The following is a 21,541-nucleotide window of genomic DNA, read 5'->3' on the forward strand; positions in this document are numbered from 1 at the left end:
TATTACATGGAAAAATTAAGACTTCGTCAAGCTCAACAACTAATTAAAGAAGCAGGGAAATCCAAAGTCGAATGTGAAAAACTTAAATCCCCCAAGGAAGGGAAAATAAATGCTGATTTGTATGGCGAAATTATAAATGAATTGATTGAAGCTGAAGAATTTATATATTCAAGCAGACCATCCCATAAACTTAATGAAAATGACTCAAATCAGTTCTGTAATAAAATTATAGGGGTAAGAAATAAATTAGATGAACTATTAGCTGATTTTGGTGTGATTGAAAAAGAAAGTGTTGAAGAAAAAATTAAAAAATTATCTGAAGAGTTTTTAATCCTAACAACCAAGAGCAGTTTTAAAAAATCCTTTTCAAAATTCGGAGTTGACCCTCAGCGAATAATTGTGGCTGGAGTGCCTCTTGAGGTGGAGGATATGAAAATTTTGAATCCCAAAATCCCTGAAGCTGCACTTGAAGGAATTTCAAAGAAAATAGAACATGTGAAAAACGATATAGAAAGAAAAATTAGCACTTTCAATCTGGATAAAATTTTTGTAATTGTTGAAACTGATAAAGCCGGTGAAATTCTTTCAAAAAGGGCAAAAGAACTGTATAATGCAAAAATAATTGCCATTGATAACCTGAAAGATACCACTCCAGAAGAATTCATTAATGTAATTTCATAAAAATATATTATTTTTAACTTCTTTTTTTTAAATTACGGCATATAAATAAGTTTTAATGATTTTTTTAATTACATTTATAAATCAGTTGAAATGTATTATGATATAAATTAAATTGAAATAAAATAGTAATCAATTGCATATTGACACTGAAAAAAATAAAGACTTGGCTTAACTATTAAATTCCAAAGCCCAAGGTCATTTAATTGGGGTGAAAAAACTTGTCAATCAAATGTCTTCCAGACACGCAAGATAAAATACCTAAAATTCCCGTGCATCTTACACGAGTCGGTGTTAAAGGGGTAAAAAAACTTCTAAAAATTGAAAGAGAAGGAAAACGACCCATTATACTCTTACCAACCTTTGATGCATATGTGGATCTCCCAAGTAAACAGAGAGGAATCCACATGTCCAGAAATCCAGAAGCAATAAGCGATGTGCTTGAAGAAGTTGTAAACGGTTCAACCGTTGAAATAGAATCACTATGTGCTGAAATAGTAACCCGTCTTCTTAAAAAACACAAATACGCAAGACGAGCAGAAGTAAGCATGAAAAGTGACCTTATGGTTGTTAAAAAGTCACCAGTCACTGATTTAAAGACTCAGGAGATGACCAACATCATGGCAGATGCCACCGGTTACAGAGATGGTGAAGAAATAATAATAAGAAAAATGGTGGGTGCAGAAGTAATAGGAATGACTGCATGCCCATGTGCTCAGGAATCTGTACGTGAAACATCAAAAGAAAAGCTACTTGAATTTTTAGATGAAAAAACAACCGAAAGAGTACTTAATTCTGTTTCTCTTGCTTCTCACAATCAGCGAGGACGTGGAATGATTATGATAGAAGTTCCGCACCAGGCAGTTATACGCGTGGAACAGATTATAAGGATCATTGAAGAATCTATGAGTTCTTCTGTTTGCGAACTCCTTAAAAGACCTGATGAAAATGCTATTGTTGTTCAGGCCCACAATAATCCAATGTTTGTCGAAGATTGTGTTAGAAATATGGTGCAGAAAATTGTAAAAGAATTCAAACATTTCCCTGATGATACTCTTGTCACTGTAACACAGGTTAATGAAGAAAGCATACACAGACACAATGCATTTGCAGAAAAAGTAGCTACTTTAGGCGAGCTCAAGTATGAAATTGAAGCTATGGAAGAAATAAAAAGTAATTAACTATTTTCTAACTAACTGGAGAGGATAATCAGTGATGCAAACAAATAAAATTGCAGGAAAAATCATGACCGCTTTAGAAGCATTTCATGGATCACGGCCAGCTATAGACGCCCATAACATCCTTATTGTAAGAGGAATGTCCAGAAAACGTTTTGATTCAGAAAAAATGGATGTTTTCCTTTCAGATCTTTTTAAGGACATTGGTGCACGCCAGGTTGATATGTTCTCTAAAGAAGGCGGGAACCTCCTGGGCATTATGGATGAAAGAATACGGGAAAACGTACCAATTCAAACTGAAACAGATGTTTCAGGCATTCAAAAGCTTAAACAATCTCTGGAAGCCATGAATTGCCAGGTCGAATATGCTCTTGGGATTCAGAATAATATGGGGATTTTTATTGTTACATGGATTGAAGTAGGTGGAATAGGCCCCCGGTTTGTTGAAGTTGTTGTTGCAAATCTCGAATGAGATTTTATTTTTTATTTTAAGTATAAACAGGGATATCATGGACAAATATTCAAAAGATGAGATAATATCTCTTTTAAATGCAAAGGGCAGAGATATTTTATCTTTATTATCTTCTGCCGAATCATTAAGAGGCACAAATAGAATCACATATTCAAAAAATGTTTTTTTACCTCTTACAGATATTTGCAGGAACGAATGCGGATATTGTACCTTTAAAAAGACTCCTGATAATGAAAATGCAAGAATTTTAATGAGCAAAGAAGAGATATTCAGTATTTTGAATGAAGCCGATAAATATGGATGTAAAGAAGCACTATTTACCTTTGGAGAGCGTCCAGAAGAAACAGAAGAAGTTAAAGTAGCTCTTAAAGATGCAGGTTTCCAGAACATGATTGATTATCTCTATTTTATCTGTGAAGAAACCCTTAATAATACAGGGCTTTTACCCCATAGTAATCCGGGTGTGCTGGAAAAAAAAGAATTAAGAAAACTTAAAGAAGTAAATGCTTCTATGGGCTTAATGTTAGAAACTACAAGTAAAAGACTTATGAAAACAGTAGCTCATGAGAAAAGTCCTGGTAAAGATCCATATTTAAGAATTAAAACCATTAAAAATGCTGGGAAACTGAAAATACCCTTTACAACAGGATTACTTTTAGGGATTGGGGAAACTATAGAAGAACGTGCTGAATCCCTCCTGGAAATAAAGCGCATAAATGATAAATATGGACATATTCAAGAGATTATAATCCAGAATTTCAAACCAAAACCTGGAATTCCCATGGAATCATGGAAAGAACCCTCCCTACTTGAAATGATTAAAATGGTTGCTGTTACCCGGCTTCTTTTTCCAGATATTGGAGTTCAAGTTCCTCCAAATCTAAATAAACGGACTGCCCAGGTATTTCTACTTGCAGGAGCTGATGATTGGGGTGGTGTCTCACCAATTACAAAAGATTACGTTAATCCAGAAGCACCCTGGCCTGAATTAGAGGATCTTAGAATAATGACAGAACAAATGGGTTTATTTTTAGATGAAAGGCTTCCTGTATATGAAAAATTTGTCTCTCCTGAATTTTTAAGCGGTAAAATTTTGAAAAAGATCATTTAATCTATTTTTTATGTTTTTATTTTAAAAATGTCGTTATATATCCCATCAAATTAGTCAATGAAGTAAATATAATAATTTAAAATATCATTTACTTGCAATCAAATTTTTAACTAATTTACGTGTGTAAAGAGCCTCTTCTACTTTAAATTTTATTTGATTTTCTTCAAAAGGCTTCAATAGAAATCCATATGGTTTTGTAGTCCTTATACATCCCATAATTTCCTCGTCATAGAAGGGAAGAATATATACAACCGCTGTATCAAAATCATCACTTATTTTTTTAGCAATCTCAATTACATCGTCTTTATTTTTTAATCCAATATCAATCAATGCTAAATCAGGTTTAATATCTTTAGCTATTTGGAGAGCTTCTTTTTTTGATGAAACTATAAATGGAGATCTGTAACCCCAAAATTTAAACCTTTCTTGAAGATTTAGTGCAGTAAAGGCTTCATTTTCAAAAATTAAAATATTAATATTATTCATATTTACAGCTCCAATACTATTCCAAAATGTAATACTAATTAATATATAATTATTATTTATTATATATAAAATTTAATTATTTAACAGAAATTACTTTAAATCCAAATAAAACAGAAATAAAATCCAATATTTGCTATAATTTTCATTTAAATCCTTGAAAAAGATATATAAAGTTTTTAAATTATTTGATCAAAATGAAATCAATAATAAAAATTAAGGTAATAAATTAACAGATAATCTGTAAAATCTATTAAATTTTTCATCTATGCTCCACAGAATCCAATATCATTTACTGTCTAAAAGCTATGATATACAGAGCAGCTATAACTATTAGATACCCAAATCCTCTAATTAGCACTAAACCCGCTTCTGAGCTCGCATATCCAAGAATAACTGCAAGATGTGAAATACCAAAGAGGCCAAATGCCACACCAATATAAAGAGGAAGCGCATTATCCATCTTTTTATATCCCATATAACCCAGAAATACTATTATTATGCAAAAAAAGAGATTAACAATAGTTACAGGATCATACACCACTGCCATGTTCAATCACCAATTAGATGTTTATAACAAATTATATATAAATTTTATTAAATAAGAAAGACCTGTTATCACTTATTTAATAGCATATAGTATTAAACAAGTTAAATATTCTTAAAACTTAAACTTTGATGATTAGAATGATTATTAAAAGAGCTAAAGAATCTGATTTAAGTGAAATACTTTCCCTTCAAAAAAAAGCTTATCAAAGCGAGGCAGAAATTTATAACGGCTTTAAAATCCCTCCCCTCCTACAAACTCTGGATGAAATAAAAGATGAATTTAAGAAGGGCATATTTCTGAAAGCAGTTGAAAATGAGAAAATAATTGGCTCTGTAATGGGAAATTTAATAGATTCAGAAACTTGTTATATAGGAAGACTTATTATACACCCTGATTTCCAAAATCAGGGCATAGAAACAAAATATAATGAAAGAAATAGAAGATAAATTTAGCTACTGTAAAAAATATGAGATTATAACTGGCCATAAATCTGAAAAAAACATCAAATTGTATGAAAAACTCAATTACAACATATATAAAATGGAAAAACTTACAGAAAATTTGAATTTAATATATTTAGAGAAGATAAACTTATAAAAATATCATATTTTTCCATTTATAACTAAAAGGAGTAAAATCATGACAAAAATAGGATTCATTGGTTACGGAAGCATGGGCAGCATGATAATAAAAGGTTTTTTATCCTCCGATGTATTAAAACCCCATGAAATAGTCATTTCAAATAGAACAAAGAACAAACTTACAGATATTAAAAAACAGCATCCACAAATTGAAATAACAGACGATAATCATGATTTAGCAAATAAATGCGATAAAATATTCCTATTTGTAAGCACATCCTCTGTTAAAAAGATAATTGAAGAAATAAAAAATTATCTTTCAAATAAATCCCATATCATTTATATTTCTGCAGGATTAACAACTGAAAATGTGGAGAGCCTCTTTCAAGGAAAAATTACTAAAGTAATCCCAAGTTTAACTTCTGAAGTTAATGAAGGAGTTTCTCTGATCTATCACAATGAAAAAGTGACTGAAAATGAATCTGAATTTGTAAACAATCTATTCAATTCAATTAGCACTGCAAAAATTATTGAAGAAAATAATTTTGAGGTGGGAACAGTTTTAACAAGCTGTTCTCCGGCATTTATTGCCAAATTTTTTATGGAATTTGCCAGAAAATGTGCAGAAAACAGTAATATCAGTCAAAAAGAAGCGGATGAAATGGTTATAAAAACGCTTTATGGAACTGCAAAACTGCTTCATGATAAAAATATGAGCTTTGAAGAAATTATTTCACGAGTAGCAACAAAAGGCGGCATCACAGAAGAAGGTATCAGAGTTATGGATAAAAACTTACCTCTTCTCTTTGATAAACTTCTTAAAACCACTTTAAAAAAGCGTAAAATAATAAAAGAAAAATTAAAAGATCAATAACTATAATTTTATACTTTATTTTAAAAATAGGAAAGATTTAAAACGTTAAAAACTAAAGTAGTTATTTATTGAAATTTTGAATTTAATATTCAAATTTCACCAATTTTTAAGATATTGTTTCACTCCGTAAGGTTTAAATACCAACAACATATAATGTATCTAATGCGCTATGGTATGCCAAGGTAGCTTAGAGGCGAAGCGGTGGACTGCAGATCCATTACACGGGAGTTCAAATCTCTCCCTTGGCTTCCAATTTTTAAATAAATTATTATCGAGGGGTCATAGTGTAACCAGGCTATCATCTGGGACTCCAGTTGTCTTTGAAGAAACGCGCGCGCTGAGGTTTAGTACCCAATGATGATCAATTGGAGTACTGAGACAAGAGAAATCCTAGGATCTGGGTTCAAATCCCAGTGACCCCACTTCCCCTTATCAAACGCATAGTGTTTGAGAGCTTTTTACTTTTAAATTAAACCATTATTATAAAACTCATTAAATATAACTTATTTTAAATGCTAAATTTAATTAATTAATAAAAGTGTGATTAAATGAAAAAATTTAACAATATCACAATGATTGAGGGCACTGGATTTGACTCTAATATTTATCTTTTTGATGATGTGATCGTTGACACAGGGACAGGAGAAAACTTTGAATATGTGCTTAATTCAATCAAAAACGCCGGTTTTAATATTGCCAAAGATATTAAGCGTGTTGTAAATACACATTGTCATTTTGACCATACCGGTGGAAACCATTTTTTCAATGCAAAAATCGGCATTCACGAAGCAGATGCTCCTGCACTTGAAAAGGGAGATAATATTGCAACTGCAGCTTATATGTTCGGGAAAAATCTTGAACCAGCGAAAGTTGATTTTCATCTTAAAGAAGGGGATAAAATCAATGATTTTGAGGTAATTCATACTCCAGGACATACTATTGGCGGAATATGCCTTTATGATGGTGAAACATTAATATCTGGCGATACTGTATTTGCCGATGGAGGATTTGGAAGATATGATATTGGAGGGGATATTAACATGCTCAGGGAGTCTATACAAAAATTAACCGAACTTGACGTAGAATATCTCCTTCCAGGACACGGCCCTGCAGTTAGTAACGGTTCTGAACACATTAATATGTCCTATAGAATTATCAAAAGTTTTTAATTACTCTTCAATTTATTTTAAAATATTATTTTCTTTAAAATAAAAGAAAATACCTAATTTTGAGGAATAAGCACTTTCATATTATTATTGTGATATCCTGTATCAATAACATCAAAATATGTTAATTCCCATACATTTCCATTATAACTGGCATTTATACAGGGATAATATCCGTCCCATTTGAAATTTTGAACTTCAGGGAGATTATTTGCTTTATCAATAGCTTCTTGAGCCGATTGAACGCTGCCACCCATGACCTTAAGGCTTTGAACTGTTTTTGTATCTGATTGTTCTTTATTTAATGTGTTGTAGTTGAATGAATGATATGTGCTGTTTTTATTATCGCTTTCAACAATTGTCCATGTGAAAATGTCCATTGTGGGATATGCAGTTATATATGTGAAATTTCCACTTACTGGATTATCATCAATTGCATTAATCTTTTCATAAGCCCTGATTCCTCCAAAAGAAAATAAAATAATCATGAAAATTGCCATTGCCCCCTTCTTGTACTTCATATCCATTTTCAGGTAAAGAACAGATAAAACAATGAGCGCTATAACCGCAGTGGTTATATCAATGTAATAATAAATTTCCGCACTAAATCTTTCAAGCGTAAATGGATAAAGAAGAGGTATACCTCTTGATGTTAAAAAATCAAGGAATAAATGAATAATTGCACCGAAATAAGCTATTCCAACTGTTTTAAAGGTAAATTCCACAGATATATCGCGTTTTATTATATTTCCTATGAATTCATTTATCCTTTTTCTGGATATAATATATAAAAAAAGCGTTGAAGTAACTGCTGCAAAAATAAAGGAATGTGTAATTCCCCTATGCGAAAAAACAAATAATGATGGAATTAACAAGCCAATCCATGATATGAATGTATCAAAATCAATTGAAATACCCCCAAATCCACCTGCAAGCTTATTTTTGCTTTTGAGGGCAAATAAAATGATGAAGGGAACTAAAAAATGAGTAAAAAAATCCATGTTATGCTCTCATTAAAATAATTATTTAAACTTATTTTGTGCACATTTTAACTACATCTTTAATAGCATCAGTTTTAACGAGAATTGAAATTTTATCTCCTTCATTTAAAACCATATCATCTTTAGGAATGGTTATTTCGCCATTTTTATACACGGCAACTATTATAAAGTCATCCGTAGGGCTAATATCACCTACATGCTTACCGATGACCTTCTTATTTTTTATTGTAATATCCAGTATTTCTGCATCTCCTTTTCCTATCACTATTAAATCAGCTACTTTAGGTCTGGTTATTAATTTTTCAAGATAACCAGCTGCTGTCAGTTCAGGACTTATAACATCATCTATGCCTACTTTTTTAAATGCTTCCTCATGATCAGGGTTACTTAGTCTTGCAATGATTTTTGAGATATTGTATTGCTTAACAAGTATGCAGGATAAAAGGTTTGCTTCATCATTTCCTGTAGCTGCAACAAAAACGTCTGCTTCCCCAACATTGGCTTCTTCAAGAGTTTTGGTATCTGTACCATTGCCGCAAATAACCAGTGCATCCAGTTCTGCTGCGGCATTACTGCATAAATGCTCATCATTTTCAATAAGGGTAACATCATGCCCTCTACTAACAAGATTAGATGCAAGGTGCAATCCAACTCTTCCAGCACCCATTATGACTATATACATATAATTCACCAATTAACTGTATTAAATTTAAGATATTTTCCAGTAGAAACTATCCAATTTTCAACTATTTCGCATCATACTATAAAAAGATTTCAATGAAAATCTAAAATCTTTTAAATGCATCTATTGATGCTCTTAATAAAACAAGTACAGGGATTATTTCAAGTCTTCCAATCCACATATTAAAAATCAGGAAAATTTGAGGGATATGAGGCATTGTTGAGGATGTTATACCCATCGAAAGCCCCACATTTCCTTGCGCTGAACAGACCTCATAAAGAGAGTTTAAGGCATCATAACCATACTGTACAAAGACAAGCCAGCTGATAAAAATGAAAATAAGATAAATAAAGGCATAAGAACCTGCTTCTTTAATTTCTACATCAGATACGGGTTTACCTGATATTTTTTTTGGCAAAACAGAACCTTCAGGGGCCACTATTCTTACAATCTCCCAGTAAATCCCTTTTAAAGCTGTAATAACTCTAATAAGCTTAAGTGCACCAGTAGTGGAACCCGCAGCAGCCCCAACAATCATTAAAAGAATTATAGATATTTTTGCATACTGGGGCCATGCAATCATGGTATTTAATGGAGGAATACTTGAACCAGTACATGTTATTGCAGATACTACATGAAAAAAAGCTTCTATTGGTATAAAATTTGCATTTACAATTAAAAGTATTGAAAATATAATAATCAAGATAATCATGGTCTGAAATTGAATATCCTTTAATCCAGCCTTAATTTTCCCATTTAAAGCTTTATAATGCACAAGAAAACTTGTACCTCCCAAAATCATTAGAAAAATTGTTATAATATAAATCACATTGCTATGATACGCTCCAATATTATCATTGTTAATGGACATTCCACCAGTTGCTAAGTTAGTAAATGTATTATTTATAGCATCAAAAAGAGGCATTCCTGCAAAAACATACAAAATAATCCCTAAAGCAGTGTAAAAAAGATATATCCACCATATTGCTTTCACAGTTCCAAGGATGCTTGGCCTTATCTTCTCTTCTCTGGCTTCGGACTTATATAATCTTGCTGCAGCTGTCCCTGGTCTTATTAATATTCCAATAACCACAATAACAACACCAAGCCCTCCAATCCACTGTTCAATACTCCTCAAAAAGAGAACTGATTTAGAGAGTATCTCAACATCAGAAAATATAGAAAGGCCACTTCCAGTCCATGCAGACATACTTTCAAAATAAGCATTTAAAAATGAGATATTTGCCGCTTGCATTAAAATAAGACTTCCTATTAATGCCGCCCAAAGCCATGCAATTGAAGCTATTATCATACCATGTTTAAGGGCAATTCTACCACTCTTACCTTCAAATATCTTCCTTAAAATAAAACCCAACAAAATAGACATTCCTGACGGAATTATAAATGAAATATAGTTCCCTTCATTATAAATTAAGGCAACTAATAATGGTATTAGCGTTACTACACCAATACCTATCATTATCAAGCCTAACTGTTCTGCTATTATAAAAAAATCTCTTTTTCTAAGTTGCCCAATCATTGATATCGTATTTAGATACTCAAGCAGAATATATAAATATAACCATTAATCTTTAAAAATAAATAAGTAGGTGTTTATTAAAGAATTTCACCTATTTTAATAGTCCTTCTGAGTCCATGTATTTCTTTATGTCTTTAATAGTTGACATAAACTGTGCAGGGAATATTATAGTTGAATTTTTCTCTGCAGATATCTCAGAAAGAACCTGTAAATTCCTGAGCTGAAGTGCAACAGGATGTGCCGCTATTACATCTGCTGCCTCTCCAAGTTTCGCTGCTGATAAAAATTCGCCCTCTGCAGCGATGATTTTAGCCCTTTTATCCCTTTCTGCTTCTGCTTGCCTTGCCATTGCCCTTTGCATTGTTTCTGGAAGTCTTATATCCTTAATTTCCACAGCAGTAATTTGAACTCCCCATGGTTCGCTGTGTTTATCTATTATTTCTTTAATTCTCTCGTTTATCTTAGAAGTTGAAGATAAAACATCATCCAAAAGAAACTGCCCTATAACATTCCTCATGGTGGTTTGAGCAATCTGATTCACAGCTCTATTATAATTCTCAATGGCTACCACAGCATCGTAAGCATTAACAACTTTAAAATACGCTACAGCTGCAACATCTATTGAAACATTGTCCTGAGTGATTATATTCTGTGAGGGAATAGGCATAGTAACAATCCTGAGGGAAACTTTTACCATCCTATCAACTACAGGTATAATAAGACGAAGCCCAGGTTCTCTAACTCCAATTACTTTTCCAAGACGAAAAACAACCCCTTTTTCATACTGGTTTACTATGCGTATCGAAAGGCCCAAAATAATTAGAACAATAATCCCAATGATAATGAGTGTTATTAGATCCATCTAAAACCTCCTTATATTTTTCTAATATTTATGTTCAAGCTACTTATTATAATTTTAAAATAATGATCCCCTAAAAATAGAATAAAAATTTTCTTTGAATTTTTTAACCATGAAAAACTATTCTAACTGTAATTAAGACAAATAAAAAAAGAAAATTTTTGAAATGTTCTGAAATTTATAAATATGATGTCAGTATATAGCTTGAACAATTGATATCATAAAAAAAAATAAAAAACTTATTCATTGAGAGTGATTTCATGGTTTCTACAATACTCTGTCCAAGATGTAAAACTAAAAATGCTAAAAACGCCGAAGTTTGTTATAATTGTAAAAAGCCTCTAAAACCATCAAAAAAATCTCCTGAAAAATCAGGTAAAGAATCTTCCAACTCTTCTAAAAGACCTTTATTATCCTATTTTAACAGAAAATCAATTAATTTAAAAATAATTGCAATAGGATTAATAATATTTATTTTAGGTAACATAATCTTTTTAGAAATTGCAGAGGATTATTCTGTGTTAATTTCCGGGTTTATTACACTGCTGTTTGCCTATCTTGCATTTAAAAGGTTTTATAAATTTGATGATATAAGAGACTTAGAAGTTAAAGTACTTATTAACTATCTAATTATAGCATTTATAGGTATTTTAGTTCTTATAGCTTGGTATTTAATTTAATACTCTATTATATTTTTTAAAATTAACTGAAGATCATAGTTACAAGCTATAATTCAAAAAAAGTAATTACAAAGCAATTTTACATTTAAAATAAATAAAAATTCAAGAAAATATTAAAAAAATAATTTTTTCAAGAATTAAAAATAATTTTAATTATTTATTCAACTATATCCGCAAAACCGAAGTTTCTTCTTGTTGAATTGATTTTAATTTTAACTTCATCACCGAGTTTTGCACCTGAAACAAAGACTACAAACCCTTCTATTCTTGCGATTCCGTCGCCATCTCTTCCAACATCTTCAATTTTAACATCGTATTCGTCTCCTACATTAATAGGAGCAGAATTTCCTCTATCTGAGAAATTATCTCTTCCGTAATTATTTCTAAACAATTTATTCACATCCTAAATAAGCCAAGAATTGGCTTACCATACAGTATAATTTGAAGACTTATAAATGTTGTTATTGGACTTATCATAAATGTGATCATAAATTTATAAAGTAATCTACAAAGATATAAATATGATAGGTATAATGTCAGATTCACATGATAATTTAGATACTATTAAAAAAGCTGTGGATTTCTTTAACGACTCCGAAGTAGAACTGGTTATACATGCCGGAGATTTAATATCTCCTTTCACAGCTAAAGAGTTTAAAAATCTTAATTGTGAATTTAAAGCTGTTTTTGGTAATAATGATGGGGAGAAAGATGGTTTAAGACATTTTTTTAAGGATATGTGCTTTTTAGACAGTTTAATAGAGCTTGATATACATAAGAAGAAAATTGCAGTTAATCACGGTACAAATGAAACCATTATTGACGCTTTAGTTAAAAGCAGGAAATATGATGTTGTTGTAAGGGGCCATACTCATAAATTAGAGATAATAGAAGGGGAAACATTAGTTATAAACCCCGGAGAAACATGCGGTTATTTATCAGGAGAAAAAACTGTCGTACTGCTCGATCCGACAGATTTAAGTTATGAAACCAAATTTTTATAGTTTTAAAAATTTATCTATATAATTAAAATTTATATAAAACTCATATTTAATTTCACTCCGTTAGATTATGATTTTATACTGAATTAAATTACAAAAATATTTGGTACAAGAAAAATGAAATTTAAGGCATTAATTTTGTTTTTAGTAGGAATTGGAATTCTTGCAGCCATGATCCTAATTATAGGTCCTAAAAATATTGAAAATGCGTTAAAACTAGCCAACTTATGGTATATATGTCTTGCAATCATTATTCAATTTGTAATTTATATATTCTGGACTCAGCGCTGGGCAATAACTACATACGCCGTTAATATTTCAGTTAAAAAAATACATCTTTTCCCAATGCTGATGGTTGGATTAGCTATTAATAACATCACCCCCAGTGCAAGAGGTGGTGGTGAGCCCATAAGAGGTTATATTCTAAGTAAATACTCGAGAACTACCTTTGAAAAATCATTTGCCACTGTAATAGCAGATAGAGGGCTTGATACGTTTCCATTCATGGTTCTGGCAATAATTACTATAGTTGCATCAGTCCTATACTTGAATTTACCCACATTAGTTGTTTATATACTTATTATTTCTGTAATACTCCTTTTAATAGTCTTTTTTATTGCAATTTACATGTCCCTCAACGAAAATGCAGGTAAAAAAATTACCCTCTGGATTGTAAGGATTATAAAAAGATTTTCAAAAAAAGATAGAAGTAAACTCGAAAAAAGAGCGATTTCGGCCATAGCAGGATTTCAAAACAGTATGCGGGTTATGGTTAAAGATAAAAATGTCCTGATTTACGGAATTTTAATATCATTTACAATCTGGCTTTTTGAAATATTACGAGTTTACCTTGTATTCTCGGCTTTTGATGTAAATGTTTCCCTAATTATAATTGCAGAAGTTTTCATAATCTCCAGCCTTTTAGGGTTGATTCCACTTCTTCCAGGAGGTGTTGGAGCAGTAGATGGAATAATGATAGTTCTATTTTCTGCTGCTGGCGTTCCACCTTCAATAAGTGCTGCAGCAACCCTTATCGAAAGACTAATATCATTCTGGATGACTTCAATTATAGGGGTGGGTGTGCTTCCTTACTTTGGAGCAAGTGTAATAGAAAGAATTTCAAGAAAATATGATTAATTATGAATTATTTTTACAAAAAAATGCATTTTACCATTCTTACATTTATAAGTAATTTTTTAAATGATAATATTTATTATAAATATATATTAATTTAGATGCCCGGGGAAGCACGCATGGAAAATATAGATAAACCTGAAAAACAGATTATAGAAGAACTTAAAAATTCAAATCGTGATTTTAGTGAATTATCACACCAAAAAAATGATTTGGAAGAAAAATTAAAATCTCTAATCTTAGATAATGTTGTTGATCCTATATTTGTACATGATCTTCAGGGAAATTTCATTTATGTAAATCAAAATGCCTGTAAATCTCTTGGTTATACTAAAGACGAATTAATGAAATTAAATCTCCATGATCTTGTAATTCCCCAATTTGAACAGATTATAACCCCTCGAATTAAAGAACTTGAAACCAAAAAAGAATTAAAATTTCAAACTGCATACTTTAGAAAAGATGGATCAATTTTACCTCTTGAGATACACGCAAGAATTATTGAATTTCATAATGAAAAGCTTATTTTCAGTATTGCAAAGGATATAACTAATTACAAAAGGATTGTAGAAGCCATCAAGGAAAGGGAGAAACATTTAAGCTTAATAACTGATAATATGCTTGATTTAATTTATCAGGTTAATAAAAAAGGCATTTTTGAATATGTAAGCCCTTCCTTAAAAGATCTACTCGGATACGAAGTAGAAGATGTAATTGGAAAGAAAGACATTGAATTAATCAAAATAGTACATCCTGATGATTTAAACATAATTATAAATGCAATTCAAACAGCTATTGCCACTTTAAAGCCAAAAAGAATTCAACATAGGTATAAGCATGCTGACGGACATTATATCTGGGTAGAAACCATTGGAAACCCTTTATCAAATGAAAAAGGTGAATTTTCAGGAGCAGTATATATTACCCGTGATATTCAGGAGCTTAAAAGAATAGAAAATCAGCTTAAATCATCCCTTGAAGAGAAAGAAGTGCTATTAAAAGAGATTCACCATAGGGTCAAAAATAATATGCAAATAATAAGCTCTCTTTTAAATCTTCAATCAAAGTGTCTAAAAGATGAAAATGCAATTAGAATCTTAAAAGAGAGTCGAGATCGAGTTAAATCTATGGCTATTGTCCATGAAAAGCTTTATCAGTCAGATAACTTTTCCAGGATAAATTTTGCAGAATATATTAAAAAGCTTCTATATGACCTTTTAAGCTCTTATGGGATAAATTCTAAATTTATAAAACAAAAAATCAATGTAGAAAACATTTTACTGGATATTAATTTTGCAATTCCCTGTGGATTAATTATAAATGAACTGGTTAGTAATTCTATAAAACACGCTTTTCCAAATGGTAGGGGGGAAATTGGTGTTGAATTTTATCTGAAATCCAATAAGCATATTCTTATAATTGCAGATAATGGAGTTGGATTCCCTGAATATCTTGATTTTCAAAATACTGAGACTTTAGGATTAAGACTGGTAAATGCCTTAGTAACACAATTATATGGAAAAATAGAGCTTTACAGGGATGAAGGAACCACATTCAAGATTATTTTTTAAACCATCCCGAAATTAATTAAAAATTCAAATAGAAAAATATATACTATTTCTCAATCTACCATCAAACGGTGATAATCATGGAAATAAACGGTGTAGAAATAGAAGATACATTTGCAGAAGCATTCGGTATACAGGTTTCAAGAGTTCTTGTAACTGCAGCGACTAAAAAACTGGCAAAAATAGCAGCAACTGAAGCAACAGGCTATGGGACTTCAGTTATTGGTTGTCCTGCAGAAGCAGGTATTGATTGTTACGTTCCTCCAGAAGAAACTCCTGATGGAAGACCTGGATACATGATAATGATATGTAATATGGACAAAAAGAAACTTGATCACGAGTTATTAGAACGAGTTGGAATGTGTTTACTCACTGCTGCCACAACTGCAGCATTTGATGCTTTAGATGATGCTGATGAAAAACTAAAGACTGGTCAAAAACTAAAATTCTTCGGAGATGGCTTCGAAAAAGAGTTAGACATTGATGGAAGAAAAATATGGAGCATTCCAATCATGTCTGGTGATTTTTTAGTCGAAGCAGAATTAGGAATAAAATCAGGTGTAGCTGGTGGAAACTTCTTTATAATGGGCGACAGTCCATCATCAGCTTTGATTGCAGCTGAAGCTGCTGTTGATGCTATTGGAGCAATTGAAGGCACAATAACTCCATTCCCTGGAGGAGTTGTTGCTTCTGGTTCCAAAGTTGGATCAAACAAGTACAAATTCCTGGGAGCATCAACAAACGAGAAAATGTGCGTTACATTAAAAGATGAAGTTGAAGATAGCGAAGTTCCAGCCGATGTAAATGGTATATATGAAATTGTTATTGATGGAACTACCGAAGAAGCCGTTAAAGAAGCAATGAAAGTTGGAATCGAGGCTGCTGTCAAAGTCCCTGGCGTTTTAAAAATAAGCGCTGGAAACTTCGGTGGAAATCTAGGTGCATACAAAATAAATCTTCATGAATTATTTTAAGAAGATTTAATTAATTTTTATTTTTTATTTTCTTTTAATACTTAACTTAACTATATTATTATATACAACATATATTTTAATATCAAGAATAATAATAACTATTGTTTTTTAGAAACTAATATCAAAATTCAAGGATTTTGTGATTAACATGCCTTATCTTATATGTAAAAAATGCGAGGGATATTATAAGCTCAAAGAAGGAGAATCCCTGAAAGATTTCGAAGAATGCGAGTGCGGAGGTAGTTTAAGACAGGTTGAATCGCTGAATATTCCTTATAATACAGAAAGAGTTAAAACTATCGTTGAAGCATTTAATGAAGACTCCAGACTTGCAAAAGGAAAAAGTGGTAGTTCAGCAGAAAAATTAAGTATCACCATTGATTATACAGATGGCATACATAAACTATTAAAAGAAGATAAGGTTCCAAAAAAAGATATTTCTGTTGAAATGCAAAGATCAGCTTACAAAGAAGTAGCTCTAATTCCTGAATTATATAATATGGACTATATAGATCCCATTGATGAGGATACAAAGTTAACTATTATGAAATTATTAGCAGAAATTGTATCTGAAGGTAGAGGATTAATAGAGGCCACTAATGAGATTGTATCCAAAACAAATTTGTCATATGAAGAAGCAGAAAAAATAAGTAAAAATGAATTAAGCCGGATAAAAAACCTTGGAAACTGGTATATTCATAAGGAAAAAGGTTTTAAATACTTTAAAATCACTAAAGCCATTGATGCATGCAGTCAATGTCATGAAGCCTATGACAAGAAAATCTTTAAGATCGATCAGGCCGAAATGCTACCCCCTTTACACGACTTATGTACATGTACAGCTATTTTTTACAGAGAAAAGCCAAAATAAATTAATTTTAGTACTTCATTCTAGCTTAAATATATATCCACAGTTTGAACATCTATATTTACCTTCTTTGGACTTAAATCCTGTTGAGGATTTATGTTGAGGGCCACCTACAACCCCTACTGTTCCTGAATCCTTTAAAATATGTTTATCTTCACAGCCACATTCAGGACACTTTTTTTTAAGTTCCTCTGCCTTCATATTTTATCACCTTTTTATATTTATCTAAAGTTTAAATTTTTACCTTTTATAGATAAATTTTAAGTTTTTTCTCCCTCTACAATTCTCCATATTTCTTCTTCAGGAAGATTAACGCCTAACAGTATGCCTTCTTTATCCAGAACCTTTTCAATTCTCTTAATAGTTTTAACGTCAGGTGCAGCAACAGTATGTGAATGAATATGCCTTGAAATTTCATATAATGCTTCAACAGACCTTCGAGCATCTGGTTTTCTAAGTTCCTTTTCACAGTTTTTTAGATCTTCTTCTGTATTTATATACAAACTCCTGGTGACAACCTGTCTTACACCAGGCAGATAATGCTTTGAATCTAAAATTCTGCCGCCCTCATTAATAATTATTCGTTTATCATCGAGGTTAGTAACTTCATGTTTTAAAAGTAGCTCCACTACTCTTCCATATTCTTTAATTTTAGTTTTTATCTCCTCTTGAGTTAAATTAATTCCTAACAAGAATCCTTTTTCTTTCAATTCTTTTTCTACCAGTGAAAGGCTCTTAGTATCATGGCCTGAGATTACATGAGAATGTATTCCTCCCCCTGAAAGGGCATATAATCTTTCCAGGGCTTCCATTTTTGTATTATCATGTTCTAAGTTTTCTAAAAAGATTTCCATATCCTCAATTTTTGATAACCCTATTTTTCGGCGCAGCGGTTCGCGGAATCCTGGAAGATAATATTCAATATCTTCCAGAGTGCATCCATGTTTCAAAATTATCTCAGACTCTTCGCGTATATCTCCAACAGCATGTGTTTCGGTAATCTTCATTTCAGGTTTTATAACAACTTCAACCAGTCTACCATATTTTCTTGCTACTTCTCTTATCTCATCTTCATTAAGATTAACACCCAGTAACAGTCCTTCTTCTTCAAGTTCTTTTATAACTTTATTTAGGCTCTCTTTATCTGGACCTGAAATCCAGTGAGAGTGTATTCCACTCACTGATTCATATATTTTTTCTAATGATCTTTTTCTTGTTGAATCACGGTTTAAACTGCCCATAAATCGGCTTAATTCGTCAATTTTGGATATTCCAATTTTTCTTTCAAGCGGTTCCTTAAATTCAGGTAAATGGTACTCTATATTTTCAAGGGTACATCCGTGTTTCAAAATGATTTCCGCCTCTTTTTTGATATTGGAGACATCATGCATCATGGTGATTTTAGTGATGGTAGGCTCAATAGCTGCAAAGTAAATATCTTCTCCCCCGCTTGTTTCAGGCGATATCACCTTATCTGCGCCAGATCTGTAAAGTCGTTTGATATTTTCACGTTTACTGGCTCTTGCCACGATCCATATTTCTGGATGTATTTCTCGTGCAGTTAAGGTTATAAATAAATTATCTACATCGTCTCCTGTTGTTATTATGACTCCTCTGGCTCTTTTTATCCCTGCATCCTTCAATATGCTTTCGTCTGTTGCGTCTCCGGGAATTGCAAGAACCTCGGGATCTTCCCATAACTCCTTTTCCACTATTTTTCTATCTCTTTCAATTATTATTGCAGTTTGGTTCCTTTTTTTAAGCTCTCTAAAGACTGCCGCACCGACCCTACCATATCCACACAATACAAAATGGTTTTTAGTTGCAGCCATTCGCCTTCTCTGTCTGGAACCAGTTGTAATTTCTTCTACAGCCATGGTAACCACCGTTATTGTTAAAGTAAATGCATAAGCAACTAAACCAACCCCCCCAAAAACAAGAGTTATTGTAAAAAATTTTTGTAGAGGTGTGATTGGGCTAATATCCCCATAACCCACAGTTGCTACAGTTATAATAGTAAAATAAATCGAATTAATTATATCCAGGTTCATTATGTACACGGATCCAATTATACCATAAACCAGCAACAGCATAAGTGCTAAAAATGCATATTTTAAAACAGAATAAGAAATAAACGGCATATCATTGGATATAATCATAGGAAGCTTAATTCTTTGGGCCACCAAATCACCATGGAAATAATATTAATTTATACACAAATTGAGGTTATTATTAAATAATTTGTTTTATAGATTATATAATTAGTGATATTAAGTGGAATTTATTCAGCCTTTACGATTTCTTGAAGATATTGTTTTATTCAAAAGGCGCTTTAAGTTTATTTTCATTGAAATCAGGTTGTAATGGTGATAATATGACTCCAAAAGACATGATGGTTGTCGATAGTAATGCAGAAGATTTAGGGATTCCCAGATCAGCACTTATGGAAAATGCAGGTAAATCTGTAGCTGATCATATAATTGACACATTAGACCCCTGTAAAGTTACCATATTTGCAGGTACTGGTGGTAACGGCGGCGATGGTTTTGTTGCAGCAAGACATCTTTTAAACAATGGATATAAAGTCGATTTATTATTTTTAGGTAATCCAGATAAAATTAAATCCAATGAAACCCTTAATAACTGGATAGCAATTCAAAATATAAGTTCAGGTATAAACTCACTTAATTTAGAAGTGATTGAAAATCAAAAATCACTTAAAAAAGTTGATTCTCCAGTCATTGTTGATGCAATGCTTGGAACTGGAATTAAAGGCAAAATAAAAGAGCCCATTTCGAGTGCAATAGACATTATAAATGATTCCAAAGGTATTAAAATTGCCGTTGATGTGCCGAGCGGACTTAATCCGCTTACTGGAGAAGTCCCAGATAAGGCTGTTGAGGCAGATTTCACCTTAACATTTCATAAAATTAAAATTGGGCTGAAACATGCAAAGATCAGATATGTTGGGAACATTATCTTATATGATATAGGTATTCCAGAGGAAGCTGAAACCTTTTTAGGAAAAGGGGATCTTCTAAGACTTGGAAAAAGAGATATATCTTCTCATAAAGGGAATAACGGCACAGTTCTCGTTGTAGGTGGAAGTCAGGATTATTCCGGCGCTCCAACACTTGCAGCACTTTCAGCCTTTAAATCAGGAGTTGATTTAGTCTATGTTGCAAGCCCCAAGAGTGTAGCTCCAACAATAAGATCATATTCACCAGATTTAATCGTGAATACGCTTTCTAATGAATTTATTGTAGAAGATGATGTTGAGAAAATATTAGAACTCTCAGAAAGGGCTGATTCGATTGTAATCGGCTGTGGAATGGGTAGGGATGAAGAAACCGCATCCGCACTTAATGAACTGGTTGAAGAAATTAAAAAGCCCATGTTATTTGATGCTGATGCCTTAAAATTATTAGATGTTAATTTAATTAAAGAAATAGAAAACGATTTAGTGGTTACTCCTCATAGTGCCGAATTTAAAACTCTTTTTGGATTAGAAATGCCTAAAGAATTGGAAAATAGAATTAATATAATTTCAAATGTTTCAAAAAAATATGGATGCACAGTTCTTCTAAAGGGAGTTTTTGATATTATATCCAATGGTGAAAAAACAAGGATCAATAAAACAGGTAATCCTGGAATGACCGTTGGAGGGACTGGAGATTGCCTTGCAGGTCTTGCTGGAGGCTTAATGGCCAGAGGTCATGATGTATTTGAAGCTGCATGCCTTGGAGCTTATATAAATGGTAGAGCAGGAGATATGGCCTCAAAAAAATATGAATACCACTTTACAGCAAGTGATATGATAAAATACATTGATGATGCATTCAGATAGCTAAATTAATTCCCAATGCCTGGGCAATCAGTAAAAGTATGACTCCGAATACTCCCCCAAATCCAGCAACTAAAACTGTTAATATGTTTATTGGAATATTGATAAAGGGAATGATATTTGCCAGAACGAGGAAAATCCATCCAAGAATCACATGAACTGCTATTTTTAAAAGTAATCCGCCTATTTTAACCAGTACTACTATCCCGATTATCGCAATAAGTACTATTAGAGCAAGTGTTATCAGTTCAAACGCCATTTTATCACATTTTATTATTTGTAGAAACTGATTAATAA

Annotated in this window: 24 protein-coding genes and 2 tRNA genes; 16 read left to right on the forward strand and 10 right to left on the reverse strand. The window is 31.9% G+C overall.

From position 1 onward, the window contains the following. Positions 1-6: 6 nt before the first annotated feature. The 4 genes from QMD61_01625 (at position 7) to cofG (ending at position 3,439) form a co-directional block, all read left to right on the forward strand. Positions 7-681 carry a DUF2100 domain-containing protein gene (locus QMD61_01625; GenBank protein MDI6723327.1) on the forward strand — a complete coding sequence of 225 codons (675 nt, stop codon included), beginning with the start codon at positions 7-9 and terminating at the stop codon, positions 679-681. A gap of 218 nt (positions 682-899) precedes the next feature. Then, positions 900-1,859: a GTP cyclohydrolase MptA gene (gene mptA, locus QMD61_01630; protein MDI6723328.1), complete on the forward strand. Its 960-nt coding sequence runs from the start codon at positions 900-902 to the stop codon at positions 1,857-1,859. A gap of 34 nt (positions 1,860-1,893) precedes the next feature. After that, positions 1,894-2,328: a DUF2120 family protein gene (locus QMD61_01635; GenBank protein ID MDI6723329.1), complete on the forward strand. Its 435-nt coding sequence runs from the start codon at positions 1,894-1,896 to the stop codon at positions 2,326-2,328. A 37-nt stretch (positions 2,329-2,365) separates the two neighbouring features. Beyond that, on the forward strand, positions 2,366-3,439 hold the full coding sequence (gene cofG / locus QMD61_01640; GenBank protein MDI6723330.1) for a 7,8-didemethyl-8-hydroxy-5-deazariboflavin synthase CofG: 1,074 nt from the start codon (positions 2,366-2,368) through the stop codon (positions 3,437-3,439). Positions 3,440-3,523: 84 nt separating this feature from the next. Here cofG and QMD61_01645 read toward each other — a convergent pair whose 3' ends face one another. Both QMD61_01645 and QMD61_01650 read right to left on the reverse strand, forming a co-directional pair. Continuing rightward, the gene (locus QMD61_01645) at positions 3,524-3,925 is read right to left on the reverse strand and encodes a hypothetical protein (GenBank protein MDI6723331.1); all 402 of its coding nucleotides are present in this window, start codon (positions 3,923-3,925) and stop codon (positions 3,524-3,526) included. Positions 3,926-4,214: 289 nt separating this feature from the next. Further along, complete coding sequence (locus tag QMD61_01650; protein MDI6723332.1) at positions 4,215-4,472, reverse strand: hypothetical protein; 258 nt, start codon at positions 4,470-4,472, stop codon at positions 4,215-4,217. Between the two features lie 137 nt (positions 4,473-4,609). Between QMD61_01650 and QMD61_01655 the strand changes: the two genes are divergently transcribed. The 5 genes from QMD61_01655 (at position 4,610) to QMD61_01675 (ending at position 7,096) form a co-directional block, all read left to right on the forward strand. Continuing rightward, on the forward strand, positions 4,610-4,918 hold the full coding sequence (locus tag QMD61_01655) for a GNAT family N-acetyltransferase (GenBank protein MDI6723333.1): 309 nt from the start codon (positions 4,610-4,612) through the stop codon (positions 4,916-4,918). Positions 4,919-5,111: 193 nt separating this feature from the next. Then, positions 5,112-5,927 carry a pyrroline-5-carboxylate reductase dimerization domain-containing protein gene (locus tag QMD61_01660; protein ID MDI6723334.1) on the forward strand — a complete coding sequence of 272 codons (816 nt, stop codon included), beginning with the start codon at positions 5,112-5,114 and terminating at the stop codon, positions 5,925-5,927. Positions 5,928-6,103: 176 nt separating this feature from the next. Next, a tRNA-Cys gene (locus tag QMD61_01665) sits at positions 6,104-6,175 on the forward strand. A gap of 27 nt (positions 6,176-6,202) precedes the next feature. Beyond that, positions 6,203-6,349: transfer RNA gene (locus tag QMD61_01670), tRNA-Trp, on the forward strand. A 126-nt stretch (positions 6,350-6,475) separates the two neighbouring features. Continuing rightward, positions 6,476-7,096 (forward strand): MBL fold metallo-hydrolase, encoded by a 621-nt coding sequence (locus QMD61_01675; GenBank protein ID MDI6723335.1) that lies wholly within the window; start codon positions 6,476-6,478, stop codon positions 7,094-7,096. Between the two features lie 53 nt (positions 7,097-7,149). Here the strand turns inward: QMD61_01675 and QMD61_01680 are convergent, their stop codons facing one another. The 4 genes from QMD61_01680 to QMD61_01695 form a co-directional block, all read right to left on the reverse strand. Continuing rightward, entirely contained in the window at positions 7,150-8,094 is a 945-nt protein-coding gene (locus tag QMD61_01680; protein ID MDI6723336.1) for a metal-dependent hydrolase, read from the reverse strand. Positions 8,095-8,125: 31 nt separating this feature from the next. Beyond that, positions 8,126-8,776: a TrkA family potassium uptake protein gene (locus QMD61_01685; protein ID MDI6723337.1), complete on the reverse strand. Its 651-nt coding sequence runs from the start codon at positions 8,774-8,776 to the stop codon at positions 8,126-8,128. A gap of 103 nt (positions 8,777-8,879) precedes the next feature. Continuing rightward, positions 8,880-10,316, reverse strand: coding sequence for a TrkH family potassium uptake protein (locus QMD61_01690; GenBank protein ID MDI6723338.1), 1,437 nt, complete (start codon positions 10,314-10,316; stop codon positions 8,880-8,882). Positions 10,317-10,407: 91 nt separating this feature from the next. Further along, positions 10,408-11,178: a slipin family protein gene (locus QMD61_01695; GenBank protein ID MDI6723339.1), complete on the reverse strand. Its 771-nt coding sequence runs from the start codon at positions 11,176-11,178 to the stop codon at positions 10,408-10,410. Positions 11,179-11,435: 257 nt separating this feature from the next. On the opposite strand from QMD61_01695, the gene QMD61_01700 reads away from it, so the two are divergent. Then, on the forward strand, positions 11,436-11,855 hold the full coding sequence (locus QMD61_01700) for a zinc ribbon domain-containing protein (GenBank protein ID MDI6723340.1): 420 nt from the start codon (positions 11,436-11,438) through the stop codon (positions 11,853-11,855). A gap of 157 nt (positions 11,856-12,012) precedes the next feature. On the opposite strand, the gene QMD61_01705 is transcribed toward QMD61_01700, so the two are convergent. After that, entirely contained in the window at positions 12,013-12,246 is a 234-nt protein-coding gene (locus QMD61_01705) for a TRAM domain-containing protein (protein ID MDI6723341.1), read from the reverse strand. A 142-nt stretch (positions 12,247-12,388) separates the two neighbouring features. Here QMD61_01705 and QMD61_01710 point away from each other — a divergent pair, with 142 nt between their 5' ends. The 5 genes from QMD61_01710 (at position 12,389) to QMD61_01730 (ending at position 17,403) form a co-directional block, all read left to right on the forward strand. Further along, on the forward strand, positions 12,389-12,859 hold the full coding sequence (locus tag QMD61_01710) for a metallophosphoesterase (GenBank protein MDI6723342.1): 471 nt from the start codon (positions 12,389-12,391) through the stop codon (positions 12,857-12,859). A gap of 114 nt (positions 12,860-12,973) precedes the next feature. Next, on the forward strand, positions 12,974-13,993 hold the full coding sequence (locus QMD61_01715; protein ID MDI6723343.1) for a UPF0104 family protein: 1,020 nt from the start codon (positions 12,974-12,976) through the stop codon (positions 13,991-13,993). A gap of 116 nt (positions 13,994-14,109) precedes the next feature. After that, complete coding sequence (locus QMD61_01720) at positions 14,110-15,561, forward strand: PAS domain S-box protein (GenBank protein MDI6723344.1); 1,452 nt, start codon at positions 14,110-14,112, stop codon at positions 15,559-15,561. Between the two features lie 77 nt (positions 15,562-15,638). After that, complete coding sequence (gene fhcD, locus QMD61_01725; protein MDI6723345.1) at positions 15,639-16,532, forward strand: formylmethanofuran--tetrahydromethanopterin N-formyltransferase; 894 nt, start codon at positions 15,639-15,641, stop codon at positions 16,530-16,532. Positions 16,533-16,680: 148 nt separating this feature from the next. Next, the gene (locus QMD61_01730; GenBank protein ID MDI6723346.1) at positions 16,681-17,403 is read left to right on the forward strand and encodes a hypothetical protein; all 723 of its coding nucleotides are present in this window, start codon (positions 16,681-16,683) and stop codon (positions 17,401-17,403) included. A 15-nt stretch (positions 17,404-17,418) separates the two neighbouring features. On the opposite strand, the gene QMD61_01735 is transcribed toward QMD61_01730, so the two are convergent. Continuing rightward, positions 17,419-17,601, reverse strand: a complete 183-nt coding sequence (locus QMD61_01735; protein MDI6723347.1) for a hypothetical protein — start codon at positions 17,599-17,601, stop codon at positions 17,419-17,421. Positions 17,602-17,660: 59 nt separating this feature from the next. After that, positions 17,661-19,559: a 3H domain-containing protein gene (locus QMD61_01740; protein ID MDI6723348.1), complete on the reverse strand. Its 1,899-nt coding sequence runs from the start codon at positions 19,557-19,559 to the stop codon at positions 17,661-17,663. Positions 19,560-19,774: 215 nt separating this feature from the next. Between QMD61_01740 and QMD61_01745 the strand changes: the two genes are divergently transcribed. Beyond that, on the forward strand, positions 19,775-21,247 hold the full coding sequence (locus QMD61_01745) for an NAD(P)H-hydrate dehydratase (GenBank protein ID MDI6723349.1): 1,473 nt from the start codon (positions 19,775-19,777) through the stop codon (positions 21,245-21,247). Here QMD61_01745 and QMD61_01750 read toward each other — a convergent pair. Next, on the reverse strand, positions 21,240-21,503 hold the full coding sequence (locus QMD61_01750) for a pro-sigmaK processing inhibitor BofA family protein (protein MDI6723350.1): 264 nt from the start codon (positions 21,501-21,503) through the stop codon (positions 21,240-21,242). The two genes, QMD61_01745 and QMD61_01750, sit on opposite strands and share 8 nt — an antisense overlap. Between the last annotated feature and the right edge of the window lie 38 nt (positions 21,504-21,541).

The sequence above is a fragment of the Methanobacterium sp. genome (assembly GCA_030017655.1).
In the GTDB taxonomy this organism is placed as follows: Archaea; Methanobacteriota; Methanobacteria; order Methanobacteriales; family Methanobacteriaceae; genus Methanobacterium_D.